Annotated in this window: 19 protein-coding genes and 1 tRNA gene; 10 read left to right on the top strand and 10 right to left on the bottom strand. The window is 71.0% G+C overall.

What is annotated here, in order from left to right; genetic code table 11:
* Nucleotides 1-292 precede the first annotated feature (292 nt).
* Together ACIQPT_RS27825 and ACIQPT_RS27820 are read left to right on the top strand one after the other, a co-directional pair.
* A complete protein-coding gene (locus ACIQPT_RS27825; protein WP_401159685.1) occupies nucleotides 293-826 on the top strand; it encodes a MarR family winged helix-turn-helix transcriptional regulator in 534 nt (177 codons plus the stop codon).
* On the top strand, nucleotides 823-3,111 hold the full coding sequence (locus tag ACIQPT_RS27820; RefSeq protein ID WP_401159683.1) for an ATP-binding cassette domain-containing protein: 2,289 nt from the start codon (nucleotides 823-825) through the stop codon (nucleotides 3,109-3,111). The genes ACIQPT_RS27825 and ACIQPT_RS27820 overlap by 4 nt, the downstream gene beginning before the upstream one ends.
* A 112-nt stretch (nucleotides 3,112-3,223) precedes the next feature.
* Here ACIQPT_RS27820 and ACIQPT_RS27815 read toward each other — a convergent pair whose 3' ends face one another.
* The 8 genes from ACIQPT_RS27815 to ACIQPT_RS27780 form a co-directional block, all read right to left on the bottom strand.
* The gene (locus ACIQPT_RS27815; protein WP_401159681.1) at nucleotides 3,224-5,548 is read right to left on the bottom strand and encodes a methyltransferase domain-containing protein; all 2,325 of its coding nucleotides are present in this window, start codon (nucleotides 5,546-5,548) and stop codon (nucleotides 3,224-3,226) included.
* Entirely contained in the window at nucleotides 5,545-6,240 is a 696-nt protein-coding gene (locus ACIQPT_RS27810; RefSeq protein WP_401159679.1) for an antibiotic biosynthesis monooxygenase family protein, read from the bottom strand. The genes ACIQPT_RS27815 and ACIQPT_RS27810 overlap by 4 nt, the downstream gene beginning before the upstream one ends.
* 32 nt (nucleotides 6,241-6,272) lie before the next feature.
* Complete coding sequence (locus ACIQPT_RS27805; protein WP_401159677.1) at nucleotides 6,273-7,292, bottom strand: methyltransferase; 1,020 nt, start codon at nucleotides 7,290-7,292, stop codon at nucleotides 6,273-6,275.
* Between the two features lie 57 nt (nucleotides 7,293-7,349).
* The gene (locus ACIQPT_RS27800) at nucleotides 7,350-8,459 is read right to left on the bottom strand and encodes a DegT/DnrJ/EryC1/StrS family aminotransferase (protein WP_401159675.1); all 1,110 of its coding nucleotides are present in this window, start codon (nucleotides 8,457-8,459) and stop codon (nucleotides 7,350-7,352) included.
* A complete protein-coding gene (locus ACIQPT_RS27795; protein WP_401159672.1) occupies nucleotides 8,456-8,899 on the bottom strand; it encodes a sugar 3,4-ketoisomerase in 444 nt (147 codons plus the stop codon). Before ACIQPT_RS27795 ends, ACIQPT_RS27800 begins: the two co-directional genes overlap by 4 nt.
* Nucleotides 8,896-9,651, bottom strand: coding sequence for a class I SAM-dependent DNA methyltransferase (locus ACIQPT_RS27790; protein ID WP_401159669.1), 756 nt, complete (start codon nucleotides 9,649-9,651; stop codon nucleotides 8,896-8,898). Before ACIQPT_RS27790 ends, ACIQPT_RS27795 begins: the two co-directional genes overlap by 4 nt.
* Nucleotides 9,648-10,787, bottom strand: coding sequence for a glycosyltransferase (locus ACIQPT_RS27785; RefSeq protein WP_401159667.1), 1,140 nt, complete (start codon nucleotides 10,785-10,787; stop codon nucleotides 9,648-9,650). The genes ACIQPT_RS27790 and ACIQPT_RS27785 overlap by 4 nt, the downstream gene beginning before the upstream one ends.
* Nucleotides 10,788-11,047: 260 nt before the next feature.
* Nucleotides 11,048-12,082: a hypothetical protein gene (locus ACIQPT_RS27780; RefSeq protein WP_401159664.1), complete on the bottom strand. Its 1,035-nt coding sequence runs from the start codon at nucleotides 12,080-12,082 to the stop codon at nucleotides 11,048-11,050.
* Between the two features lie 178 nt (nucleotides 12,083-12,260).
* Between ACIQPT_RS27780 and ACIQPT_RS27775 the strand changes: the two genes are divergently transcribed.
* Nucleotides 12,261-13,862 carry a DHA2 family efflux MFS transporter permease subunit gene (locus tag ACIQPT_RS27775; RefSeq protein WP_401159730.1) on the top strand — a complete coding sequence of 534 codons (1,602 nt, stop codon included), beginning with the start codon at nucleotides 12,261-12,263 and terminating at the stop codon, nucleotides 13,860-13,862.
* Between the two features lie 176 nt (nucleotides 13,863-14,038).
* Here ACIQPT_RS27775 and ACIQPT_RS27770 read toward each other — a convergent pair whose 3' ends face one another.
* Nucleotides 14,039-15,307 (bottom strand): acyltransferase family protein, encoded by a 1,269-nt coding sequence (locus tag ACIQPT_RS27770; protein WP_401159661.1) that lies wholly within the window; start codon nucleotides 15,305-15,307, stop codon nucleotides 14,039-14,041.
* A 406-nt stretch (nucleotides 15,308-15,713) separates the two neighbouring features.
* Nucleotides 15,714-15,786 (bottom strand) — tRNA-Arg (locus tag ACIQPT_RS27765).
* 306 nt (nucleotides 15,787-16,092) lie between these two features.
* Between ACIQPT_RS27765 and ACIQPT_RS27760 the strand changes: the two genes are divergently transcribed.
* The 7 genes from ACIQPT_RS27760 to ACIQPT_RS27730 all read left to right on the top strand — a co-directional run bounded on the left by ACIQPT_RS27760 (nucleotide 16,093) and on the right by ACIQPT_RS27730 (nucleotide 24,806).
* Nucleotides 16,093-17,736, top strand: a complete 1,644-nt coding sequence (locus ACIQPT_RS27760; RefSeq protein WP_401159659.1) for an ATP-binding protein — start codon at nucleotides 16,093-16,095, stop codon at nucleotides 17,734-17,736.
* Complete coding sequence (locus ACIQPT_RS27755; RefSeq protein ID WP_401159656.1) at nucleotides 17,733-19,631, top strand: GTPase; 1,899 nt, start codon at nucleotides 17,733-17,735, stop codon at nucleotides 19,629-19,631. The genes ACIQPT_RS27760 and ACIQPT_RS27755 overlap by 4 nt, the downstream gene beginning before the upstream one ends.
* 111 nt (nucleotides 19,632-19,742) lie before the next feature.
* A complete protein-coding gene (locus ACIQPT_RS27750; RefSeq protein WP_401159653.1) occupies nucleotides 19,743-20,204 on the top strand; it encodes a single-stranded DNA-binding protein in 462 nt (153 codons plus the stop codon).
* A 198-nt stretch (nucleotides 20,205-20,402) separates the two neighbouring features.
* On the top strand, nucleotides 20,403-21,890 hold the full coding sequence (locus ACIQPT_RS27745; protein WP_401159650.1) for a Cys-Gln thioester bond-forming surface protein: 1,488 nt from the start codon (nucleotides 20,403-20,405) through the stop codon (nucleotides 21,888-21,890).
* 125 nt (nucleotides 21,891-22,015) lie between these two features.
* Nucleotides 22,016-23,680 (top strand): energy-dependent translational throttle protein EttA, encoded by a 1,665-nt coding sequence (gene ettA, locus ACIQPT_RS27740; protein WP_381135299.1) that lies wholly within the window; start codon nucleotides 22,016-22,018, stop codon nucleotides 23,678-23,680.
* A gap of 5 nt (nucleotides 23,681-23,685) precedes the next feature.
* The gene (locus ACIQPT_RS27735; RefSeq protein WP_401159646.1) at nucleotides 23,686-24,108 is read left to right on the top strand and encodes an acyl-CoA thioesterase; all 423 of its coding nucleotides are present in this window, start codon (nucleotides 23,686-23,688) and stop codon (nucleotides 24,106-24,108) included.
* Nucleotides 24,105-24,806: a hypothetical protein gene (locus tag ACIQPT_RS27730; protein WP_401159644.1), complete on the top strand. Its 702-nt coding sequence runs from the start codon at nucleotides 24,105-24,107 to the stop codon at nucleotides 24,804-24,806. Before ACIQPT_RS27735 ends, ACIQPT_RS27730 begins: the two co-directional genes overlap by 4 nt.
* Nucleotide 24,807 lies beyond the last annotated feature (1 nt).

The raw sequence follows: 24,807 nt of genomic DNA, 5'->3' as shown, positions 1-24,807 counted from the left end.
GGTTCTTCGCGTGTCACGGATATATGCAACGACATTCAGCAGCCCCCCAGCGCCGACCGGTCGGATGCCGGCCGTCGCGACGATCACTTGTGTGTGCACGTGCCTGACAGACAAAAACGTGGGTGCTCCGGGCCGGGGCCTCGTCGCCCCGGGGGCGGCCGGGTCGGTCCACCGTGCCCCGCACCACCTATCTCCCTACTGGTGTATCTTCGTCATGAAGATATTTTCCCTCGGGTAAGTTGTCAAACCCGGTGACGGAGCGTGTCACCCAGGCAGATCGGGAAGTTGGAGTATGTCGATGGAGGAAGCGGACTCCGGTGCACTTGAGGCCCAGCGCGACCGCCTCATGGACGGGCTCCGGGCGTTCGGTGCGAACTACACCGAGTTCACGCAGCGTTTCGCGACCTGGCTCGGGCTGCACTCCACGGACGCCGCGGCCCTGACCGAAATCCTCTATGCGGAGGACCAGGGTGTGCCGTTGTCCCCCGCCCGGTTGAGCGAACGGATCTCCCTCTCGTCCGGCGCGACCGCGACCCTGCTGAACCGGCTGGAGACGGCCGGGCACATCGTGCGTACCCGCGAGCACACCGACCGCCGGATCGTGACGCTGCGCAGCAGCCCGGACGTCAGGCCGCGGGCGGAGGAGTTCTTCGGCCCCTACGCCCAGCGCATGGCCGAGGCCATGGCGCGGTACAGCCCCGCACAGCTCCAGCAGTTCGAGGACTTCATCGCCCAGCTCCGCGACACCATGGACTCCCTGCTCGCCGACGAGTACGACGAGCGCCGCCCGAAGGGATCCCACACGAGGAACGGGACTACAGAGTGAGCTCATCGAAAGCGTCAGCACGCGCGGCCGGGTCCGCGGCGGACTTCGACCGGGTGATCCGGGTGAGGGGAGCCCGCGAGAACAACCTCACCGGCATCGACCTCGACATCCCCAAGCGGAGTCTTGTCGTCTTCACCGGAGTCTCCGGCTCGGGCAAGTCCTCGCTCGCGTTCGACACGATCGCCGCCGAGTCGCAGCGCCTCATCAACGAGACCTACCCGGCCTTCCTCCAGTCGCAGATGCCGACGCTGCCCCGTCCCGACGTGGACAGCCTGGAGAACCTCAACGCCGCCATCGTCGTCGACCAGGAGCGCATCGGAGCCAACTCCCGCTCCACCGTGGGCACCGCGACCGACACCTGGACGATGCTGCGCATCGTCTTCGCCCGGGTGGGATCCCCGGCCGTGCCGAGCCCCAGCGCCCTCTCGTTCAACGACCCGGCCGGCATGTGCCAGGAGTGCGGAGGCGTCGGACGTGCCTCCTCCATCGACGTCGAGGGGATCTTCGACCGCTCGCTGTCACTCAACGAAGGCGCCATCACCTTCCCCAACTTCGCCGTGGGCTCGGTGTTCTGGAAGATCTACACCGAGTCGGGATTCTTCGACAACGACCTGCCGCTGGGGAGGTTCACCGAGGAGGACTGGGCGCAACTCCTCACCGGGACCGGCGAGGTCGTGAAGACCGGCGGCTACAACATGGCGTACGAAGGCGTCCTGGACAAGATCAAACGCCTCTACCTCTCCAAGGACGCCGAATCGCTGCGCCCGCACGTCCGGCGCGCCGTCGAGGCGATCGGGACCACAGGCCCCTGCTCCGCCTGCTCCGGAACCCGGCTCAACGAGGCCGCCCGCGCCTGCCGCATCGACGGGGTGAGCATCGCCGACTGCAACGCCCTGCAGATCACCGAACTGAGCCGGTGGGCCGCCACGTTGCCCGCGAACGGGATCGGCCCGCTCAAGGACGGCCTGGTCTCGATCCTCGACAACCTGGTGGAGATCGGGCTCGGCTATCTCAGCCTCGACCGCGCCGCCGGCACGCTGTCCGGCGGCGAGGCCCAGCGGATCAAGATGGTCCGCCATCTGGACTCCAGCCTCACCGAACTCACCTATGTCTTCGACGAGCCCACCGCCGGTCTCCACGCCCACGACACCCGGCGCATGATCGGCCTGCTCGAGCGCCTGCGGGACAAGGGCAACACCGTGCTGGTCGTCGAGCACAACCCCGAGGTCATCGCCGCCGCCGACCATGTCGTCGACATCGGCCCGGGCGCGGGGCTCAACGGCGGACACGTCATCTACCAGGGCGATGTCGCCGGGCTGAAGACGTCGGGCACCCCGACCGGATCCCACCTCTCGGTCCGCCGGCCCCTCAAGACCGAGGTGCGCGAACCCGTCGGCTCGCTCGACATCAAGTCGGCGTCGCTGCACAACCTGCGCGACGTCAGCGTCAGCATCCCGCTCCGCGTCCTCACCGCGATCACCGGCGTGGCCGGAGCGGGCAAGAGCTCCCTCGTGCTCGGGTCCCTGCCCAAGGAGGCGGAGGCCGCGATCGTCGACCAGTCGCCCATCAAGGGGTCCCGCCGGTCCAACCCGGCCACGTACACCGGCATGCTCGACGGCATCCGCGAGGCCTTCGCCGCAGCCAACCGCGTCAAGGCCGGCCTCTTCAGTGCCAACTCCGAAGGCGCCTGCCCCACCTGCAAGGGGCTCGGCGTCACCTACACGGACCTCGGCTACATGACCGCCGTGCCGACCACCTGCGAGAAGTGCGAGGGGCGCCGCTTCACCGACGAGGTCCTCGCCTACCACCTGCGCGGCCGGAGCATCGCCGACGTGCTCGCGATGGCCATCGACACCGCGGCGGACTTCTTCACGGAGCGGTCCGTCACCCCGGTGCTCGCCGCGCTGAAGGACGTCGGGCTCGGATACATCAGCCTCGGCCAGCCGCTCACCACGCTGTCCGGCGGGGAGCGCCAGCGCCTGCGGCTCGCCATCGAGATGCGCAGGAACGCCGGGACCTACATCCTCGACGAGCCGTCCACCGGACTGCACCTGGCGGACGTCGACAACCTGATCCGCCTGCTGGACGGGCTCGTCGACGGCGGCGCCTCGGTCATCGTCATCGAGCACAACCTCGACATCGTCGCCCACGCGGACTGGGTCGTCGACCTCGGTCCCGGCGCCGGGGACGACGGCGGTCGCATCGTCTACGAAGGTCCTCCGGCCCTGATGCCGAAGACCGGGGAGTCGATGACCGGGCGCTTCCTGCACGCGTCCCGGACCTAGGGGGTGTCCGGCCCTGATCCGCCGGACACCCCCCGGGCCCCGGCGCAACGCACCACGCACGACGGGGCCTTCCGGACCGATCGACCGGGATCCGGAAGGCCCCGGAGCGTGCTCAGCCCCGGCGCTCGGCCGTCACATGCCAGACCGGCATCGTCGCCCGTCCCGTCCCGTCCAGCTTCAGCCCCGCCAACTGGTCGGCCGTGACCTCGGCGTCCGGGTACTCCTCCTTGATCATGGCCGCGATGTCCTCGGGCCGCAGCGAACTGGCGTACGCCACCGCCTCGACGGCCACCACGTCCCAGACGCTCCCGACCATCCGGCGCAGGTTCACCGCACTGTGCCGGTGCGGCCCGGGGAAGGGGGCGTCCAGCTCCTCGGCGAAGCAGAACATGTGCAGCCGGGCCCCCGGCCGGCAGGCGTCGTGCAGCACCGTCAGGTAGCGCTCCCGCTCGTCCTCGGCCAGCGCGTGGAAACACGCACTGTCCACGACGGTGTCGAAGCGCCCCTCCACGCCCTGCAGCCGGGTGGCGTCCGCGACGAGGAAGTCGACCTCCACCCCCTTGGCCTCGGCCCTCAGACGGGCCTCGGACACTGCCGTCGCGGACACGTCGACCGCGGTGACGGCGTGGCCCCGGGAGGCGAGGTACGCGGCGTTGTCCCCGAGCCCGCAGCCGACGTCCAGCACGTGCCCGGCGATCAGCCCGGCCTCCGCCACGGCGACCAGGGCCGGCTGCGGCCTGCCGATGTCCCAGGGCTGGACGGGCGGGGCGTCCGCCGCACCGGTGTACATGTCCTCGAAGTCGTACCGGTCGGGGATGTGGTCGGAGGCGTAGGTCATCTGGTTCTCCCGCACTCGGGGCGTGGACGCGGACGTCGTCGTGCCGGACGACGGGAGCCGCACCGACAACTGGTGGTGGAACACGTCCAGGGGATCGAAGGCCGCCTTCACGGCCTGCAACCGGACGTAGTTCTCCTTGTAGTAGAGCTCGTGCCACGGCACGCCCGAGGTGTTGAACTCCGGGTCGGCCAGGTCGATGTCGGGATAGTTGATGTACGAGCCGTCGGCCAGCTCGCCGGAGACCGGCGCGCCGCCCGTGTCGCCGAACAGCTCCCCGTACAGGCCGCGCAGCCAGGCGATGTGGACCTCGTCCTCGCCCGGGTCGTTCCAGGCGGCGGAGTAGGCGGCCTTGATCACCGAGTCTCGCTGGGCGGACGAGGTGTCCCCGGGATCGACCGCGTTGATCGCGCCGCCGTACCCGTTGAGCATCATCAGCGACTCACGGCCGAAGTAGTCCTCGCCGGTGAAGTGCCGGTACAGCCCGGCGATCTGTTCGTCGGTGTGGACACCCCGCAAGTAGGCGGCCTTCGACTTGGTCCGCGCGCCCAGGACCGGACCGGAGTCGCCCTGCCCCATGTGGCGGGCCGCCGTCAGCCACGGCAGCTCGTAGCGGATCGCGAACGGCTCCACCCCGACGCCCTCGTCCACGGCGGCGAGGAAGGACCCCATGGCGGCGTCGGCGTCCGGCGCCGTCGGGTCCATCTGGACGAACATCGTCAGGTCGCCGCCGGAGCGGTGCCGGACCCACAGGGAGGCGAACAGGCCCGCGTACGGGGAATCGGCCCCGCTGTGCTCCACGTGCCAGGCCATGAAGTTCTTGATGATCCGGGTGAACGCCGGCAGCTCCACCTGCTCCCACGACCAGGTGACCATGGCGAGCAGCAGGGAGGCCGGCGGCTTGGGCAGCAGCTCGGCGGGGTCGGTGCCGGTGGCCCCGGGGGAGCGCATCCAGAACCGCGTGACGATACCGAAGTTGCCCCCGCCGCCCCCGGTGTGCGCCCACCACAACTCCCGGTGCGGATCATCCGGTTCGCGGGTGGCGACCGTGACGGCCACCTCGCCGGCCGCGTCGACGTGCACCACTTCGACGGCGTACAGATGGTCGGCGACCAGCCCGTGCAGCCGGGACAGCGGACCGTACCCGCCGCCGCTGATGTGGCCGCCCGCGCCCACCGCGGTGCACACCCCGGCGGGCAGCGTCACGCCCCACTCGCGGTAGAGCGTCTTGTAGATGTGCCCGACGGTCGCCCCGGTCTCGATCGCGACGGCGTCGCGCTCCGGGTCGTGGTACACCGCAGACATCAGCGACAGGTCGAGGACGACCCGCACCCCGGGGTCGGCGATGAACGCCTCGCCGCAGTGCCCGCCGCTGCGGACGGCCACCCGCCGGCCCGCGGCCAGGGCCCGCCGCAGCGCGTCGGCGACCTGTTCGGTGGTGCGGACCAGCTCGACGTGGTCGGGGCTGCCGACGAACCGGTAGTTGTCGCCCCGGACCAGTTCCGCGTAACGGTGGTCCTCGGGCCCGACGACGACCGGCCCGGGAACCGGCCGTGCCCCGGACTTCCCGTCGTGGGCGAACGGGGGGATCGTGGCGGTCACCGGTCACCGGCCGGCTGGTCGGCGGCCGACCGGGAGTACACGACCTCGTAGGTATTCGAGGAACGGGACGTCAGCAGCGGTCGCGCCGCGGCTCGCATCGCCCGGGAGTGGGCCGGGCGGTCCTCCTCGGGCAGCTTGTGGAACCGCTCGTAGGACTCGCGGTCGTCCCACTGCGCGTAGTTGACGACATAGTCGCCGTCGAGGCCGCGCAGGATGGAGTTGGAGCGGAAGCCCGGCACCTCCCGCATCCACTCGTCCGGCTCCGTGAACAGCCCCACCAGGCGCGCCTGGTCCGACGCCGCGACGCCCATGATGACGATCACGGTGAAGTCGTCCCGGTCGGGCCCGATCTCGATGTGCTCCAGCGAGGCGTGCAGCCGGGTGGAGACCACCTCCGTCTTGAGCAGGTGGACCGAGGTGGTCAACTCGCTGAAGTGGGGCACCGTGTTGTGCTTGAAGTTCTCTCCCTCGTAGCGCTCCTGAAGGTCTGCCACGCTGCGCCACTGGATGTAGTTCGCGGCGCACGGTCGGTCCAGCCCGCCGTGCAGGGTGGAAGACCGCCAGCCCGGGTAGTTCGCCCCGTTGATGATCCCTTCCATGGTGTCGAGCAGGGTCTTCTGCGCATCCGGGCCCGTGGTGTCGAACAGGTTGAACACCGTGAGCGATCCGTTGTCCGGTGTGATGAACGGCATGGGTTCCAGTCCTCCGCTTGGTCGGGTCGGGGTCAGGCGCGGACGGCTTCGACGACGCTGTGCAGCCCGGCCCGGACGATCCGGGTGAGCTGGAGGCCGGCCCGCTCGAAGAGGTCCGCGAACTCGGCCCGGGTGCGCTGGCGGCCGCCGCAGAGCACCAGCATGTTGAGGTCCATCAGGGTGACCGTCGGCGACGGCTCGCTCCGGTCCGGCATGACCGCCTCGACCAGCAGCACCCGGCCGCCCTCGGCGAGCGCCTCCCGGCAGTTGCGCAGGATCGTGAGCGAGTGCGCGTCGTCCCAGTCGTGGATGACGTTGGAGAGCAGATAGGCGTCGGCGCCCGGCGGTACGGATTCGAAGATGTCGCCCCCGGCGATCTCGGCCCGGCCGTCGGTGCCGGAGTCCTTGAACGCCGAGCCCGCCCCCGCGACCACGTCCGGCTGGTCGTACAGCACACCGCGCACGTCAGGGTTGGCGGCGAGCACCGCGGCGAGCAACGCGCCGTGACCACCTGCGACGTCGACCAGCGTGCCGATGCCTCCGAAGTCGAACGCGCCGACCACCGGGGCGATCAGCTGGCGCGAGGCCTCGCTCATGGCGTTGTCGAAGACGCCGGAGACATCGGCCCGCTCCCGCATGAAGTCCCAGACGTCCTGGCCGTGCACCTTCGCGAAGGCGGGCTCGCCGGACCGGACGCTGTCGGCGAGACCGGCCCAGGTGTTCCGGTCGGCGGGGAGACCGACCCACCGGGCGAAGTTCCGCATCGAGGTGGGGGAATCACTGCGGAGCGCCTCGCCGACCTCGGTCAGGGCGAACACCTCGTCCGCGCGCTCCTCGACGAGACCGATGTCGGCGCCCGCGCGCAGCAGCCGGTAGAGCGTCGGGCCATGGGCGCCGACCGCCTCGGCGATCTCGTCCACTGGCCGTGCGCCGTCGGCCAGCGCGTCGGCGACACCCAGTTCGGCGAAGGCGCTCACGGCCGCGGCCATCCAGCTCGCCGTGGCGAGCTGCAGCACGCGGACTGAGGGCGGCAGGTGAGGTGGGGTCTGCATGGGTGCGGAACCTTTCGGTCGCGAGAGTACGGAAGGAGTAAGTACGAGGAGGCGTGGTCAGACGCGGAGTGCGGCGCGGACGGCCGTGATCACGTCCGACACGTCCCGGTCGCTCAGATGGGGTCCCATGGGCAGGCTGAGCACCTGCCCGGCGATGGACTCCGCGATCGGGTAGGAACCGGCCGGCCACCGGTGGGCGTCGGCATAGGCCTGTGACAGATGGACCGGGACCGGGTAGTGGACCAGTGTGCCGATGCCCGCTGCGGTCAGGCTCTTCTGCAGCCGGTCCCGGTCGTCGCAGCCGACGACGAACAGGTGCCACGCGGGCTCGGTGTCCGCCGGAGTCTCCGGGAGACGCAGGCCCGGAAGTCCTGCGAGCCCCGCCCGGTACTGCCCGGCGATCCGTGCCCGGCGGTGGTTCCAGCGGTCCAGATGACCGAGCTTGACCCGCAGGAGGGCCGCTTGCAGTTCGTCGAGGCGGGAGTTGGTGGCACGGATCTCGTGGTGGTACTTGCGCCGGGAGCCGTAGTTGCGCAACAGCCGGAGCCGGTCGGCCAGTTCAGCGTCCGCGGTCAGCACGGCCCCGCCGTCGCCGAGCGCCCCGAGGTTCTTGCCGGGGTAGAAGCTGAACGCGGTCGCGGTGGTTCCGGTGCCCACCCGGCGGCCCCGGTAGCGGGCGCCGTGGGCCTGGGCGGCGTCGTCCACCACCGCGAGGCCGTGCGCCTCGGCGGTCCGCCGTAGCGCGTCGAGGTCCGCGGCCTGGCCGTAGAGGTGGACCGGCATGACGGCCCGGGTGGCCGAGGTGATCGCCGCCGCGACCAGGGCGGGATCGAGCAGATGGGTGGCCGGGTCCACCTCGACCGGCACCGGGGTGGCTCCGGCGGCCGATACGGAGAGCCAGGTGGCGATGTACGTCGCGCTGGGGACGATCACCTCGTCGCCCGGGCCGATGCCCAGGCCCCGCAGCGCCAGTTCCAGGGCATCGCAGCCGCTGCCGACGGCCACACAGTGCTCCGCACCGCAGTAGGCGGCGAACTCGGCCTCGAACGACTCCAGTTCGGAGCCCAGGAGGAACCAGCCCGAGTCGACCACCCGGTGGTACGCCGCGTCCAGCTCCTCCCGGATCTCCGCGTGGGGCGCCTTGAGATCGAGGAAGGGAATGTTCACCTCAGCCGTCCGGCATCCGCCGCGAATTCCTGATACTCGCGGTAGTAATCGGCCTCGTCGTAATGTTCGGAGGCCAGGACCAGCGCGACCGCGCCTTCGGAGAAGTTGGTGAGGCCGTTCCACACCATCGGCCCGATGTAGAGGCCCTGATGCGGACTGTCCAGCCGGAAGACCGCCGTTTCGGCGGTGTCGTCGACCGTGACGTCGAAACTGCCGGAAACGGCGATGACCAATTGCTCCAGATTGCGGTGGGCGTGATCGCCGCGCATCGAGTCCACCGGCAAGGAGTAGAGGTAGAAAAGCCGCTTGATATCGAAGCCGATGTCCTTGATTCCCTCGACCACGGACAGGTGGCCGCGGTTGTCGGCGATGGTCTGGAGATCCATCAGCTCGCAGGGGCGCACCGTGCCGACCCGACCCGGCGCGGCGGCGGCTGTCATCGCCCCTCCCGCGCCTCGTCGCCGGACGGAGCGGAGGGCGCGGTGGCGAGGAACAGCCCGCGCCCCGAGGGGCCGCCGACCACGTACGCGACATCCAGCCCGGCCCGCTCGAAGGCGGTCTCGTAACTCTCGCGGGTGAACAGCGACAGCACATGAGTGTCGGAGAACCGGCGCAGCCCGGTGGTGGGCTCGCCCACCGTGTACTCCACGGTCATCCGGGTGGAGTCGCCCTCACGGACCGTGTGCGAGACGCGGGCGATGGTGCGGCCGTCCACCTCCACGACGGCGGCCCCGATGTACCCGTCGAGGAACTCCTCGGGGAACCACCACGGCTCGACCAGCACCACCCCGCCCGGCGTCAGATGGCGCCGGAACACCGCCAGGGTGCGGTCCAGCTCCTCGGTCGACTGCAGATACCCGACCGAGCTGAACATGCAGGTGATCGCGTCGAAGGTGCGGCCCAGGTCGAAGGAGCGCATGTCGTCGTGGTGGACCGCCACGCCCGGCAGCCGCTCCACCGCCAGCGCGTGCATCGCGGGGGCGAGTTCGACGCCCTCCACGTGGTCGACCGACTTGCGCAGTGCGTCCAGATGGGCACCGGTGCCGCAGGCGACATCCAGCAGACTGCCGATGTCGGGCCGCCGCTCGCGCAGCAGCCGCAGAACGTCGTCCGCCTCCGCCCCGTAGTCCTTGCCCCGGCCTCGGTAGACGGCGTCGTACACGTCCGCGTGGTCCGCTCCGTAACTGCTCACGACTGCACCAGCCTCTCCAGGTCGGCGACGACCGCGTTCGGCGTCGGCAACGAGTGGAGCTCGGCGGCGAGTTCGCGCGCCTGCCGTGCGTAGCGCTCGTCGGACAGGATCGTGCCGCACGCCTCGAACGTGCCCTCGGGGGAACCGGCGTCCCGGTGCAGGACGAGTGCCGAACCCTGCTGCTCCAGCAGCCGCAGCGAGGGCTGGAACGCCTCGAACTGATTGAGCACGACCTGCGGTGTGCCGGCGGCCATCGCGTTGAGCGCGGTCAGCCCGCCGCTGTGCACGATCGTGTCGCAGGTGCGGACGAGGAACTCCAGCGGCACCCAGCCGCTGCGGACCTGCGGGAAGCGGGCGCGCAGCTTCTCGGCCGCCTCGTCGTTGGCCGCCACCACGATCTCGGCGTCCAGGTCGGTGAGCCGGGATATCAGCCCGCAGAGGTGGTCGAAGATCTCGGGCATGGCGGTCCGGAAGCTGCCGTAGGTGACGCAGATCCGGGGGCGCTCACCGCGTTCGTACATCCACGGTTCCAGCGTGCGCTGCCGGTTGCCCGGCACCCACCGCATCGGGATGCCCGGGGTCGCGCCGGGCGGCAGCAGGCTCGGCGGGCAGAGGTCGATGAACAGGTCGGGGTCGGGCAGCCGGTCGAGCCCGATGGCCGACAGCTCGGGGGCGAGCTCCTCGTTCGCGTACCGCTCCCCGCCGTCGAAGTGCAGCCAGTCCCAGGCCTGCCGGACATGCGGGATGCCGAGGTGGGCCCCGAGCAGCGCGGCGGCGTACGCGTCGGTCCCGCCGATCACCAGATCCGGGCTCCAGCTCTTGGTGAGTGCCAGGAGCCCTTCCAGGCTCACCGCTGCCTGTCGGCCGAACCACCGGCCGACATAGGGGAGTTCCTGTTCGGGGGACCACGGGAACTCGATGGGTCCGCCGGGCCGGTCCAGTTGCTTGATGCTCTCGGTGGTGTGCTCGGTCACCACGGCCACCGGGGGCAGTCCCACACCCTCGATGGCCGGGGTGAGTTCGTCGAAGGCTGCGACGATGATCTCGTGACCGGCGTTGCGCAGTGCCGTCGCGAGCGGAGCCAGGGCGAATACGCCCGCAGGGCTCGTTCCCGCTGCAATGAAGAGGGCTTTCATTCTTCTCCTTTTGGGCACACGAAAAAACGCCGAGAAAATATCTCGGCGTTCGCTGTCCGCTGCGGGTCGATGGGAAACCGTGGTGTCGGGATCGGGGGCCGTAAATCAAGGCCCGGACACACACATTCCAATATGAACAACATCTTCTTCATCGCAGGTCGTGTTGTCAAGGCCCCTTGTTCCCTGCGGTGTTGCCCACCTGGACTAACGAACGGGCCGGCCCCCGCCGCCATGGCGGGGGCCGGCCCGGGGCGCCGGGGCTACCGGGCCGGGGCGTGCAGCGCGAGGATCTCGCGGTGCAGTTCGATCAGGCGCGGTACGTCCTCGCGGTCCGCCCGAGCCATGCCGCACTCGGTGCAGATGCCCCAGGGGTGAGCGTCCGCAGGCAGGTAGCGGTCGATGAGGGCGATCTGCCGTCCGGTCGTGCCTTCGGCCTGGATCCCGGGATGGTAGGGCACGACCGACAGGTAGATCTCGGTCTCCGGGGCGGTGCGGAGGCCGGCCAGCGGCGCGAAGTAGGCCTCGTCGTCGCGGTCCTGCGGGACGGTGAACGAGATCCAGGCCGGGGCGCGCCCGGCGGCCACGGTCACCGCGTTGGCGATGGCGACCTGGTTCGCCAGGGATTTCGGCTCGACCATGTGACGGTGCTCGAAGTCGCCGTAACACAGGTGCAGTCCGGCCGGCACGGCCGCGGGCAGGTGGTCGACGAGCGCCGCGAGCCGGGCGGTCAGCGGTTCGAGCAGCTCGGGCTGCTGGTCGATCGTGACGGTCTCCACCGCCACGTCCCACTGCACGGCGAGATCGTCGTGCGGAACGCTCCGCACGAGCTCGTCCAGGTCGGCGAGGAGCGCGCGCTCGTAGGACGGTGCGATCCGGTCCTTGTCGTCGGGGTGGAAGAGCATGCCGACCGCGACCGGGGTCGGGTACTCGGCCTGCATCCGTACGCCGGCGGGGATGACGCCCTCGTCGCGCAGCCCCGTGAAGACCTCGTAGGACTTCCGGTACTCGGTGGCGTAGCCGAGATCGCCCCAGTCGATCGTGTCCGGGTCGGTGTTCCCGGCGAGGGCGGCGGTGGGGCCGCCCGTGTACGCGTCGTCGTCGCCGCCGACCTCCCGCAGGCCGGATGCGGCGAGGACGCGGGGGAGCTGGAAGCCGATCCACTGGGAGCGGCCGCCGGTCTCCCCGTCGGGCAGCCGGCGGACGCCGACGGGGACCCGTTCGGCGAGTACTCGCATCACCGTGGCGGGGTCCGGCAGGTTGACCCCGCCGTTGAAGTGAACTGCTGAGGGGGGCATGGGAGGGCCTCTCGGTTGTGCAGGTGCCTTGCTGCCGCGGTCAACGGCCCCCACCCCTCTTTGGTTACCCCGCCACGCTCGCTACCCGAGTTGACAAGGCACAGCGCGCAGAGTTACCTTCGCTGTAAAGATACACCAGGGTGGAGGAACCGTGAGCGCCACAGAAGAATCCCCGTCCATGCGTCAATGGCTCGGCCTCGTCGCCGTGTCCTTGGGCGTGGCTCTGATCGTTGTCGACATCACCATCGTCAACGTGATCCTCGCCCCGATCATCGAGGACCTGGAGGTCACCTCGGTCGAGGCCCAGTGGGTCCAGGAGTCCTACGCGATCATCTTCGCGGCCCTGCTCCTGATCGCCGGGCGCCTGTCCGACCTGCACGGAGCCCGCAAGATCTTCCTCATCGGTCTCGTCGTCTTCGGGTTCACCAGTCTGGTCGCGGCGGTCGCCCCCAACGGCGGCCTGCTGATCCTGGCCCGCTTCCTGCAGGGAATCGGCGGGGCCATGATCCTGCCGACCTCGCTGGCCCTGGTGAACGCGACGTTCACCGGCAAGGCCCGAGGGCAGGCGTTCGCCGTCTGGGGCTCGACCATCGGAGCCGCGGCGGCCGTCGGTCCACTGCTGGGCGGCTGGCTCGCGGACTTCTCCTGGCGCTGGGCCTTCGGTATCAACATCCCACTCGTGGCGCTGATCATCGCCGCAGCCCTGTACTACCTGCCCGCCTCTCCCCGTACGCGGGGCAGCATCGACGTCCTCGGCGGCGTCCTGTCGGCGATCGGGCTCGGTTTCCTCGCGTTCGGGCTGATCGAGGGCCGTACGTACGGCTGGCTCAAGACCATCGAACCGCTGGAGGTCGGCGGCATCTCCTGGAGCGGCGGCCCCTCCCCGGTGTTCGTCGCGTTCATCGTGTCCGTCCTCGTCATGGTCGTCTTCTGGCGGCGCCAGGCAGCACTCAGCCGGCGCAACGAGGAGCCGCTGATGGACGTGCGGCTGTTCTCCATCGCTTCCTTCCGCAACGGCAACGTCGTCACGCTGGTCGTCGGCCTCGGCGAGTTCGGCATCATCGCGGTGATGCCGCTCTGGCTGCAGTTCGCCCTCGACTACAGCGCGTTCCAGGCGGGTCTGGCGCTCGTGGCCCTCGCGGCGGGCAGCTTCTGTGCCAGCGGCGCGAGCTTCTCGATGTCCAGCACACCGATCACCCTGGTGCGCCTCGGCCTGGTCCTCGAAGCGGCGGGCCTGGCCATGCTGGGTCTGATCGCGGCCACCGACAGCGCCTGGTGGCTGATCGCGATCGCCCTGTTCATCTACGGCATCGGGGTCGGCTTCGCCACCGCACAGGTCACCAACATCGTGCTCGTGGACGTGCCCGCCGAGAGTGCGGGGCAGGGGTCGGGCATCCAGAGCGCGTCCCGCGAACTCGGCGCCGCGCTCGGAATCGCCGTGCTGACCACCCTGTTCTTCACCACGATCACCTCCAATCTGCGGGACAGTCTGACCGGCTCCGGGGTTCCCGACGAACAGGCCCGGGAGCTGAGCGGTGTCGTGACCGACAGTGCGGGTTCGGTCATCCCGGGTCTCGCGGCGGACCCGCAGACCTCGTCCGTCGCCGACGCGGCACGCCAGGCGATGGCCGACGCGATCGAGGTGTCCAGCTATGTGTGTGCCGGGCTGCTGCTCCTGGCGCTCGCGGCCACGCTGTTCGTCAAGCCCCGCAACCCCGGCGGCGGGAGCGCCGCCGAGGAGAAGAACGAGGTGACGAAGCCGGAACCGAGCGCGCACTGACGCGACCCGGCACGCCCCGCACCAGCCCGCACCGGCGCCTCGGCCGGTGTCCCTGATCGACCCGGTCGGGGGGCCATCCCCCGTGCCCTCTGACCGGGTCTTCCCCGTGTCCGCCCACCGGCGGGCGAGACCGTCCGCCGTGAGGCCGCCCGGATGTCCGGGCGGCCTCACGGCGTTCAGCTGTCGGGTCGGTCGGCGGGCGGGCCCACCGCGGCCTTCGCCCGCGGTCCGGTCGGTACGCCCGCGGCCTCCGGCGGTGGCTCCGACCCCGGCCGGCCCCGCAGCATCCTGGTCATCGGCACCTCCACCCACCGGTACAGGGCCCAGGCCGCCAGCCCCGCGGCGGCTGCGTAGAGGACGAGGAAGCCGAGCGTTGCCCAGAGAGGAAGCGCCTGGGTCGGCCGCGAGATCAGCCCGAGATCGAACAGCCACGGCTTGAGACGGCCGAGCGTGTTCAGTACGAAGATCATGTGCACCGCGTAGAAGCAGAAGGAGATCTTCCCGAGGAACACCATCAGCGGCCCGCGGAACGGCGTCCACTTCCCGGCCCGGTCCGCGTCGGCCAGGGCGGCGATCAGCAGGGCGATGGGGATGAGCATCCCGGCCGCCCGCTGGAGCGGCGGCGGCAGCTCCCGGTTCAGCAGGAAGCCCACCGCGCAGATCCCCAGGGCCACCCGGAGGCCGGGCCCCCGCCAAGCCCCTCTGCGTACGAGCAGCGCGACGATCATCCCGATGACGAACTCGGTGAGCCGCATCAGGGGGAAGACCTCGGTGAACCAGAGCATGAACTGGCTGTCGTACCCCTCCAGCGGCACGACCGGCGCAGGCTCGGGGGTCCGGAGCGCGAAGACCCGGTCGGCCAGGGTCGGCCCCAGGAAGGTCAGCGCCACGCAGACGACGGCTGTGACCTGCAGGGTGCGGGTGGTCGCTCGCACCATCGCCACCAGCAGCGCCGGGAAGCACAGATAGAAGAACGCCTCACAGCTCAGGGACCACATCACCGGGTTGAGCCCGAAGACGTAGGACTGGTCCGGGATCCACGACTGGACCAGGAAGGTGTGCGCCAGGACGGTGCGCCAACTGGGCCAGAGCTCCGCGGATATGAAGGTCAGTAGCACGGCCAGGACCGAGCCCGCGACGTACACCGGGAAGATCTTCGCGAACCGGTGCCGCCAGAACAGCCGTGCCCGGCGGTCCGTCGGGGTGGACCAGGTCAGCACGAAACCGCTGAGGACGAAGAAGAAGGAGACCCCGATGAATCCGGTGCCGAAGACGCTGCTGACGCCGCGGTCCACCCCGGAGGGCTCCTGCGCTCCGACCTCCGTCCCCAACTGCAGGGCGGTGAAGTGGAGTCCGAAGACCAGGAGCGCGGCGATCCAGCGCAGACCGGTGAGAGAGGGGAGCATCCCCCGCCCGGGGGACTCGGTGCGTAATTCGGTGCTCATGCCGTTGGTCCTTTCGTGAACCGCGATGGGCGGGACCGGGCCCCGGGCCACAGGGCGGGGACCGGCAGGGCGCGTGGGCCCGTGGGCGGACGGTGAACGACCGCGCCCGCGGAGGGCGCGGACCGGATACGCGCGGCAGCTTCGCGGTGCGGCGACGTGAGGAAGGAGAAGAAAGACGTGAGGTGGGCCGGCGCGACGAACGCGATGCGGGCCGAGGGATCCTGCCGGCGAAGACGGGCCGGTACGGCGATGCGCAGGCATCCCCAGGATGAACCGAATCTTCTTCACCGCAGGCCGACGTGTCAAGGACGGGCCGGGAGAAGGCCGTCGCGCCGTTCGGCGAGGACGTCCTCGACCGACGAAAAGGCCCTCCTGCGTGGAGGGCCTCACGGTCGTGCGGTCGGTGCGCCCCCGGCAGGACTCGAACCTGCGGCCAAGCGCTTAGAAGGCGCCTGCTCTATCCACTGAGCTACGGGGGCCGGGAGTCCTGATCGGTGGTTCCGTGGCCGTGCCGGGACAAGGATAGGGCTCCGATCCCCTGGACCCGGTTGCTTCACCTGCGTGGCACGATGTGGAGGTTCGGTGAAGCGAACCGATAATCGCAGGTAGGTGCGATTCCTGCATCGGTTTTCGCCCCCCTCGCGCCGGGTGTTGTGCACTCGTTATGCCCCCGCCCCACTCGTCCCCTCTGTCCTGACTCTGTCCAGAGGGTGGAACCGCCGCGCAGAGGGGGCTATACGCTTCAAAAAGCCGCCAAAATTGGGCATTCTTCGCATGTGGTGACCATGGACGTACGGCCTCAGCTCATCGACGCACTTTCCGCCCTGCGCGACCGTGTCGCCGCCGTGCGTCTTCCACTGCCCCTGCCGGGGGCCGAACGCGCCCGGCAGACCAGGGTCGAACTCCTCGCCCAGCTCGACGACTACCTCCTGCCGCGCCTCAAGGATCCCGAGGCGCCGCTGCTCGCCGTGATCGGCGGATCCACCGGGGCCGGGAAGTCCACCCTGGTCAACTCGCTGGTGGGCTGCCGGGTCAGCCAGGCCGGGGTGCTGCGGCCCACCACCCGGACCCCGGTGCTGGTCTGCCACCCGGACGACCACCACTGGTTCGCCGGGGTGCGGGTGCTGCCGCAGCTGACCCGGATCTGGCTGCCGCCGGGGCAGGCCCCCGACCCGGACGGGCTGGACGACCTCGCCGCGCGGGGAGGGGACGGGGAGACCGCGCTGCGGGTGGAGACCGCGGTGAGCCTGCCCCGCGGGCTCGCGCTCCTGGACGCCCCCGACATCGACTCGCTCGTCGTCCGCAACCGCGTCCTCGCCGCCGAGCTCATCTGCGCCGCCGACGTCTGGGTGATGGTCACCACCGCATCGCGCTACGCCGACGCGGTGCCCTGGCATCTGCTGCGTACCGCGAAGGAGTACGACGCGGCCCTCGTCACCGTCCTCGACCGGGTGCCCCACCAGGTCATCGCCGAGGTGTCCCGGCAGTACGCGGCGCTGCTGACCCGGGCCGGACTCGGGGACGTACCCCGGTTCACCATCCCGGAACTGCCCGAGTCCGCGGGCGGCGGCAGCGGACTGCTCCCCACCACCGCGGTCGCCCCGCTGCGTGCCTGGCTCGCCCACCGGGCCCAGGACCCCGCCGCCCGGCAGCAGGCGGTGGGGCGCACCGCCTCCGGCGTCATCGAGTCGCTCAACGTACGGATGCCAGGACTGGCCTCCGCCGTCGCCGCCCAGTACGCCGCCTCCGTACGGCTGACCGGGGTGGTCGAGGACGCGTACGGCAAGGAGGCCGCCCGGATCCGGCGGCGTCTCAAGAGCGGGGCGGTGCTCTCCGGGGACGCGCGGACCCGGTGGCGCGGCTACCCGCTCTACAGCTCGCCCGAGGAACTCCTCGAAGCCCTCGTCGACAGCCTGGTGGCCCTGCTCCAGTGCTCGGTCTCCGCGGCCGACGAACAGATCCGCACCCAGTGGCGCCGCGAACCCGCCGGGGCCCTGTTCCGGTTCGAGGAGGCCGGGCGGGAGGCCGGTGGCTGGGGGCCCGCCGAGGACGTCGAAGGGCGCATCGCCGTCGCCGTACGCCGGTGGCGACGGGTCCTGGAGGAGCTGGCAGAGGAGGAGGTGCGCCAGCTCGACCGCAGCGTGGCGCCCGCCCCCGAGAGCGTCGCCGCACTGCTCGCGGCCGCCCTCCTCGGCGGACGGCGCGCCCGTGCGGCGGGGGAGCAGCTCGCCGAACGCATCGGGGCCCAGGGCGCGCTGCGCCTCCGCGACAAGGGCGGCGATCTGCTGACGACCTACCTCGACCAGGTCTTCGGCGGCGAACGCGACCGCCGCCTCGCCCCCCTCGACGCGCTCGACGTCGCCCCCGAACCCCAGGCCGAACTGATCGCCGCGCTTTCCGTACTGCAGAAGGAGAGGTGGCAGCGATGACTGCCGTCACGGACGAGGACCAGGGCAAGGGGAGAGGGAAGAAGATGAAGGGGGAGGGGGCGGCTCCTGCGGACGGGGACGGGCGCGGGCGCAAGGACGGGCGCTGGGACGACGGGCTGATCGCCCGGCGCGCCGCGGCGGCCGAGGCCCGCGAGGCCGGGGAACCCGCGCCCGGTACGCCCGACGAGGACGACCCGGAGCCGCAGGTCGAGGCGTATGTCCCCTCCGGCGGGCCGCTGCCGCCCCGGCTGGACGCCCTGCGCGAACTCGTCGGACTCTCCCGCGCCCGGCTCGACCGGGACACCCTCGCCGAGGCCGGACGCGTGCTCGACGAGGCCGCAGCCCGGCAGCGGCTCTCCTCACGGCACACGGTCATCGCCATCGCGGGAGCGACCGGCAGCGGGAAGTCGACCCTGTTCAACGCGCTCGCCGGGGCCCCGATCTCCGACACCGGGCTGCGCCGGCCCACCACCTCCCAGCCCATCGCGTGCAGCTGGACCGACGGGGCCGCCGGGCTGCTGGACCGGCTCGCCGTCCCCGGGCGGCTGCGGCGCAGGCCCCACCCCGGGCCCGCCGCGTCCGACGAGGCGCTCCAGGGGCTCGTCCTGGTCGACCTTCCCGACCACGACTCGGCGGCCACCGAACACCGCGACCAGGTGGACCGGGTGCTGGCCCTGGTCGATGCGGTGATCTGGGTCGTCGACCCGGAGAAGTACGCCGACGCCGCCCTCCACGAGCGCTATCTGCGCCCGCTCGCCGGACACGCGGAGGTCACCTTCGTCGTCCTCAACCAGACCGACCGGCTGCCCGGCGAGGCGGCCGACCTCGTCCTCGACGACCTGCGCCGCCTCCTCGACGAGGACGGCATCGCCCTCGGCGAGCACGGCGAACCCGGTGCCACCGTCACGTCCCTGTCCGCGCTCACCGGCGACGGGGTGCCCGAACTCCGCGAGCTGGTCGGCCGCTTCGTCCAGGACCGCACGGCCGCCACCCGCCGGCTCTCCGCCGACGTCGACGCGGCGGCGGCGCGGCTGCGCCCGGTGTACGTGGCCGAGGGCCGGCCCGGCCTCGGCGAGCGGGCCCGCGAGGAGTTCACCGACCGGCTGGCCGAGGCCGTCGGCGCGGCGGCCGCCGGACAGGCCGCCGAGCGGGAGTGGCGCAGGAACGCCGGGCGGGCCTGCGGGACGCCGTGGCTGCGGCTCTGGCGCTGGTACGAGAACCGGGGCCTGCCCGGCAGCCTGGACCGGATGGGCCAGGCGCTCACCCCGCCCGAGGAGGAACTGACGGCCCGGCAGCGGGTCGAGCAGGCGGTCCGGATCGTCGCGGACGACGCCGCCGACGGGCTGCCGGGACCCTGGGCACAGGCGGTGCGCGAGGCCGCGTTCAACGGGGCGGAGGGGTTGTCCGAGGCGCTGGACGAACTGGCGGTCAAGGCCGGGGTCCCGGCCTCGGGGGCGGCCGGGCGGGGCGGTGGAACGGCGGGCGCCCAGGGCATCAGCGGGACGCCGCTCGGCGGCCGGGCGGCCAAGCCGCCCCGGCCGAAGTGGTGGCCGGCCGCGGTGCTGGCCCAGGTGTCGATGACGCTCCTTCAGATCTTCGGCGGCCTGTGGCTGGTCGGCCAGATCATCGGCGTCCTGGAGCCGGGGCTCGTCACGCCCGCGCTCATCATGCTGGCCGGAGTCGTCGGCGGCCCGCTGGTGGAGTGGTCCTGCGCCGCGGCCATCCGGGGACCGGCCAGACGGTACGGGCAGGACGCCGAGCGGCGACTGCGCGAGGCGGCCGCCGGATGCGGCCGGGCCAGGGTCCTGGACCCGGTCGCCGCCGAGCTGGTGCGCTACCGCGAAGTGCGCGAGCGGTACGTGACGGTGACGGAGTTCTCCACAACCGGCCGGTAGTCCACAGGCCCCGACGCGATTCCCGCCCGGCGTCCACCATGGAGACCGCACACGGTACGGAGTCGCCCGACGCCGTACGAAGCGGTGCGACAAGGAAAGCGGGGGCGGGAAATGAACGAGACCCTGGTGACGCTGGTGGGAAACGCCGCCACGGCGGTGGAGTTCCGGGAGACGGCCACCGGCGGAATGGCGCGATTCCGTTTCGCCGTCACTCCGCGGCGCTGGGACCGTGAGAAACAGCTCTGGACCGACGGCCGCACCAGCTTCTACACCGTCTGGTCCTGGCGGACGCTCGCCGCGAATCTGGCCGGTTCCGTTTCGGTCGGGGAACCCCTGGTCGTGCACGGCCGGTTGAAGGTCCGCGAGGAGGAACAGGCCGGTCAGCGCAGGACGTTCGTCGACGTCGAGGCCGTCGCCGTCGGCCACGACCTGAGCCGGGGAACGGCCGCGTTCCGCCGGGCGGCCAGAATGGAACCCGTTCTGACGGAGCGTTCGGAGCGGGTCACGGACGGCGACGCGGAGGAGTCGCCGAAACAGCTCGAACAGGCGGGCGCAATGGCGGCAGTGTCCTGAAAAGGCTGATCGGCGACAAACGCGCCGGCCATCCCGCGATAACGATTCCGATTCGGAATGGTTGTGCAAGGGCAGTACGGGGGACTGCTCTTCGCCCGTTCTTTAGGATTCCCAGTGCTCACGGGTCACTTGGGTCTGCTGGCGAGGCATTCCCCACACGCGCACCATGCGCGAGGGCCTCGCCCGGAGGGGAATTCTGTGTTTTCTGCGTCTTCAGCGTCCGCTGCGTCGTCCGGCACGACAGGGGCGCCCCCGGGCCGCGGGATCCTCCGCCCGGTCGCCGCGCTGCTGCTCTCCGGTCTCGTCGCGGCTGCCGCACTCGTCGGCGCCGGACCGGCGGCGGCCGACGACCCGGGCCGGCACCAGGGCGGCGCGGCCGCGGTGCTCGACGGGCTCAAGACCTTCGACAGCGCCGTGCTCCGCATCGCCGGGAAGCACGGTGCGCCCGACCGCACCCAGGAACTGCCCGCCGGACTGTTCGAGATGACCGTGGACGGCGGCGGCAAGCTCAAGACCTACTGCATCGACCTCCACAACCCCACCCAGGACCAGGCGAAGTACCTGGAAGCCCCCTGGGCCGAGACATCGCTCGGCACCAACCGGAACGCGGGGAAGATCCGCTGGATCCTCCAGCACTCCTACCCCCAGGTCGACGACCTGGCCGCGCTCGCCGACGCGGCCGGCACCGGCCCGCTGACCGAGCGGACCGCCGCCGCCGGCACCCAGGTCGCCATCTGGCGCTACTCGGACAACGCCGATGTCACCGCATCGGACAAGCAGGCGGAGAAGCTCGCCGACTGGCTGCACCGCAACGCGCGCAGGGCGAAGGAACCCCGGGCCTCGCTCACCCTGGAACCGGCCGCCGTCGCCGGGCGGGCCGGTGAGCTGCTCGGCCCCGTGACCGTCCGCACCGACGCGGACCAGGTCTCGGTGTCGCCCCCGGTGGACGCGGCGGCCAGCGGCATCGCCGTCACGGACAAGAAGGGCACCCCCGTCACCCAGGCGTCGGACGGGGACCGCCTCTACTTCGCCGTGCCGAAGGACACCGCCGACGGCACGGCCTCGCTGGCCGTCCAGGCCACCACCTCCGTGCCGGTCGGCCGGGCCTTCGTCGGGACCGGCCGTACCCAGACCCAGATCCTGGCCGGCTCCAGCGAGTCCACGGTCTCCGCCCGAGCCGGCGCCACGTGGGCCGAGACCGGTGCCGCCCCCGCCGTGACCGCGCGGAAGAACTGCGCCGCGGGCGGCGTGGACGTCACGGCGGTCAACCGGGGCGACCGGCCGTTCACCTTCGAGCTGGCCGGAGCCGAGCACACCGTCGCCGCCGGGGCCACCGGCACGGTGACGGTCCCCGTCGCCGAGGACCAGGCGTACGACTTCACCATCACCGGGCCCGCCGGGTTCAGCAGGACCTTCACCGGGGTGCTGGACTGCGCCACCAGCGGCAGCGTCCTGGACCAGGAGGGCGAGGGCGGCGTCGGCAACGACGTCGGCACCCGGAGCGCCCAGCAGTCCGTCCCGGCCACGACCGGCTCCGTCACGTCGGGGCTGGAGGGCGACCTCGCCGCGACGGGCGGCTCCAGCGCCACTCCGATGATCGCGGCGGTCGCCATCGGGCTGCTCGTCGTGGGCGGCGGCGCGGTCTTCCTCCTCCGCCGGAAGCAGTCCGGCGCCGACGGTGAGTGAGAGCCCGGACGCATGAAGTGACCCCGTCGCTGTGTCGATCCCCGGACGGGTTTCCGTCCGGGGACGGCTGTCAGGCAAGATGGGGTGTATCTGCCCACACCTCTATTGCTGCCGGACGGTTTCTCTTGGCTGAGTTCATCTACACCATGCGCAAGACGCGCAAGGCGCACGGCGACAAGGTGATCCTTGATGACGTCACCTTGAACTTCCTGCCCGGTGCGAAGATCGGTGTCGTGGGGCCCAACGGCGCCGGTAAGTCCACGGTGCTGAAGATCATGGCGGGCCTGGAGCAGCCGTCCAACGGTGACGCGTTCCTGTCGCCGGGGTACAGCGTCGGCATCCTCATGCAGGAGCCGAAGCTGGACGAGGAGAAGACCGTCCTGGAGAACGTCCAGGACGGCGCCGCCGAGATCATGGGCAAGCTCAAGCGCTTCAACGAGGTCGCCGAGCTCATGGCGACCGACTACTCCGACGCGCTGATGGAGGAGATGGGCAAGCTCCAGGAGGACCTGGACCACGCGAACGCGTGGGACCTGGACGCCCAGCTGGAGCAGGCCATGGACGCCCTGGGCTGCCCGCCCGGCGACTGGCCGGTCACCAACCTCTCCGGTGGCGAGAAGCGCCGCGTGGCGCTCTGCAAGCTGCTCATCGAGGCCCCGGACCTGCTCCTCCTCGACGAGCCCACCAACCACCTGGACGCCGAGTCGGTGAACTGGCTGGAGCAGCACCTCTCGAAGTACGCGGGCTGCGTCATCGCCGTCACCCACGACCGGTACTTCCTGAACAACGTCGCCGAGTGGATCCTCGAGCTCGACCGCGGCCGCGCCATCGCCTACGAGGGCAACTACTCCACGTACCTGGAGAAGAAGCAGACCCGCCTCAAGGTCGAGGGCCGCAAGGACGAGAAGCGCCAGAAGCGGCTCAAGGAAGAGCTGGAGTGGGTGCGGTCCAACGCCAAGGGGCGTCAGACCAAGTCCAAGGCCCGTCTCGCCCGGTACGAGGAGATGGCTGCCGAGGCCGACAAGATGCGGAAGCTGGACTTCGAGGAGATCCAGATTCCGCCGGGCCCGCGGCTCGGATCCATCGTCGTCGAGGTCGAGAACCTCTCGAAGGCCTTCGGCGACAAGGTCCTCATCGACGACCTGTCCTTCACGCTGCCCCGTAACGGCATCGTCGGCATCATCGGTCCGAACGGCGCGGGCAAGACCACGCTGTTCAAGATGATCCAGGGCCTGGAGACGCCGGACAGCGGCGCCATCAAGGTCGGCGACACGGTCAAGATCTCCTACGTCGACCAGTCCCGCGCCAACATCGACCCGAAGAAGACCCTCTGGGCCGTCGTCTCGGACGAGCTGGACTACATCAACGTCGGCCAGGTCGAGATGCCGTCCCGCGCCTACGTCTCCGCGTTCGGCTTCAAGGGCCCGGACCAGCAGAAGCCGGCCGGCGTCCTGTCCGGTGGTGAGCGCAACCGCCTCAACCTGGCCCTGACGCTCAAGGAGGGCGGCAACCTGCTGCTCCTCGACGAGCCCACCAACGACCTCGACGTGGAGACCCTGTCCTCGCTCGAGAACGCGCTGCTGGAGTTCCCGGGCGCGGCGGTGGTCATCTCCCACGACCGTTGGTTCCTGGACCGCGTCGCCACGCACATCCTCGCCTACGAGGGTGACTCCAAGTGGTACTGGTTCGAGGGCAACTTCGAGTCGTACGAGAAGAACAAGGTCGAGCGTCTCGGTGCGGACGCGGCCCGCCCGCACCGTGCCACCTACAAGAAGCTCACGCGAGGCTGATCGTCTTGGCTCGCCACATGTACAGCTGCCCCCTGCGCTGGTCGGACATGGACGCCTTCGGCCACGTCAACAACGTGGTCTTCCTCCGCTACCTGGAGGAGGCGCGCATCGACTTCATGTTCCGGCTGGCGCCCGGGGACGGTTCGCCGTCGTTCTCGGGCGGGTCCGTCGTGGCCCGGCACGAGATCGACTACGTACGGCCGCTGGTCCACCGGCACGAGCCGGTGACCGTGGAGTCCTGGGTCACGAAGATAGGCGCCGCGTCCCTGACGATCGCCTATGAGATCAAGGACGCCGACCAGGTGTACGTACGCGCCTCGACCGTCGTCGTGCCGTACGACCTGGCGGCGGAGCGGCCCCGGCGGATCTCCGCCGAGGAGAAGCTCTTCCTCCAGCAGTACCTGGCAGAGGAGCCCGCCGCGGCATGACCGTGCCCGTGCAGTCGCTGCTGTTCGCCGACGCGAGGGAGGCGGCGGATCTCGCCGCCTTCCTCGGCCGGCTGCTCCACTACGATCGGGCCGCCGCGGTCCGGCTGCAGGCGGGCGGCGGCGACGCACTGGCCGTGTTCGGCCGGCCCCCCTCCTTCGAGGTCCTCGCCATCCGCACCGCCCGTCTGGACCGCCCCGAGACGCTCGACGTCACGGTGTCGGCCGGCGAGCTGCTGGAGTCCCTGGACATCCCCGGGGACGGCCCCGGAGGCCGGGGCGGTGCCCTGCCCGCCCCCGTCACCGGGCCGCCCTGGACCGGTGTCCTGCCGCCCCGCGGGCCCTGGCAGGAGCAGGCGGGTCTGCCCCGGCCCGACGCTCTGCGCGCCGCTCTCGACGCGGCCGTCGCCGAGTTCCGTACGCGGGACGAGGCGCTGCCCGACGAGCTGCGCACCCGCGCCGAACGCGACCGGATCGGCCGCGAGATCTGGACCCGGCCGGTCGGCACCACGGATCTGCCCCTGCGCGCCGTGCACGCCGCCCAGTCCCTCGGCTTCCTGCGCCCCGCCCCGGACTTCCCCGTCTCGCTGCTCTCCGCGGGCGGCTGGCAGCGGCTGCGGACGCCCTTCGGCTCGATCGCGCTGCGCCGCGACCCGGCCGGCGGGCTCGGTGGGCTCGGTCTGTCGGTCGAGCCCGGCTGAA

This window comes from Streptomyces sp. NPDC091289, from assembly GCF_044757365.1.
Classification (GTDB): Bacteria; Actinomycetota; Actinomycetes; order Streptomycetales; family Streptomycetaceae; genus Streptomyces.
This window is presented reverse-complemented; position numbering and strand designations above follow the sequence as displayed.

Coding starts and splice junctions, on each gene's coding strand:
- ACIQPT_RS27825 (WP_401159685.1), top strand. CDS start 293: ATGTCGATGGAGGAAGCGGACTCCGGTGCACTTGAGGCCCAGCGCGAC.
- ACIQPT_RS27810 (WP_401159679.1), bottom strand. CDS start 6,240: ATGCCGTTCATCACACCGGACAACGGATCGCTCACGGTGTTCAACCTG.
- ACIQPT_RS27805 (WP_401159677.1), bottom strand. CDS start 7,292: ATGCAGACCCCACCTCACCTGCCGCCCTCAGTCCGCGTGCTGCAGCTC.
- ACIQPT_RS27795 (WP_401159672.1), bottom strand. CDS start 8,899: ATGACAGCCGCCGCCGCGCCGGGTCGGGTCGGCACGGTGCGCCCCTGC.
- ACIQPT_RS27785 (WP_401159667.1), bottom strand. CDS start 10,787: ATGAAAGCCCTCTTCATTGCAGCGGGAACGAGCCCTGCGGGCGTATTC.
- ACIQPT_RS27780 (WP_401159664.1), bottom strand. CDS start 12,082: ATGCCCCCCTCAGCAGTTCACTTCAACGGCGGGGTCAACCTGCCGGAC.
- ACIQPT_RS27775 (WP_401159730.1), top strand. CDS start 12,261: ATGCGTCAATGGCTCGGCCTCGTCGCCGTGTCCTTGGGCGTGGCTCTG.
- ACIQPT_RS27770 (WP_401159661.1), bottom strand. CDS start 15,307: ATGAGCACCGAATTACGCACCGAGTCCCCCGGGCGGGGGATGCTCCCC.
- ACIQPT_RS27760 (WP_401159659.1), top strand. CDS start 16,093: ATGGACGTACGGCCTCAGCTCATCGACGCACTTTCCGCCCTGCGCGAC.
- ACIQPT_RS27755 (WP_401159656.1), top strand. CDS start 17,733: ATGACTGCCGTCACGGACGAGGACCAGGGCAAGGGGAGAGGGAAGAAG.
- ACIQPT_RS27750 (WP_401159653.1), top strand. CDS start 19,743: ATGAACGAGACCCTGGTGACGCTGGTGGGAAACGCCGCCACGGCGGTG.
- ACIQPT_RS27730 (WP_401159644.1), top strand. CDS start 24,105: ATGACCGTGCCCGTGCAGTCGCTGCTGTTCGCCGACGCGAGGGAGGCG.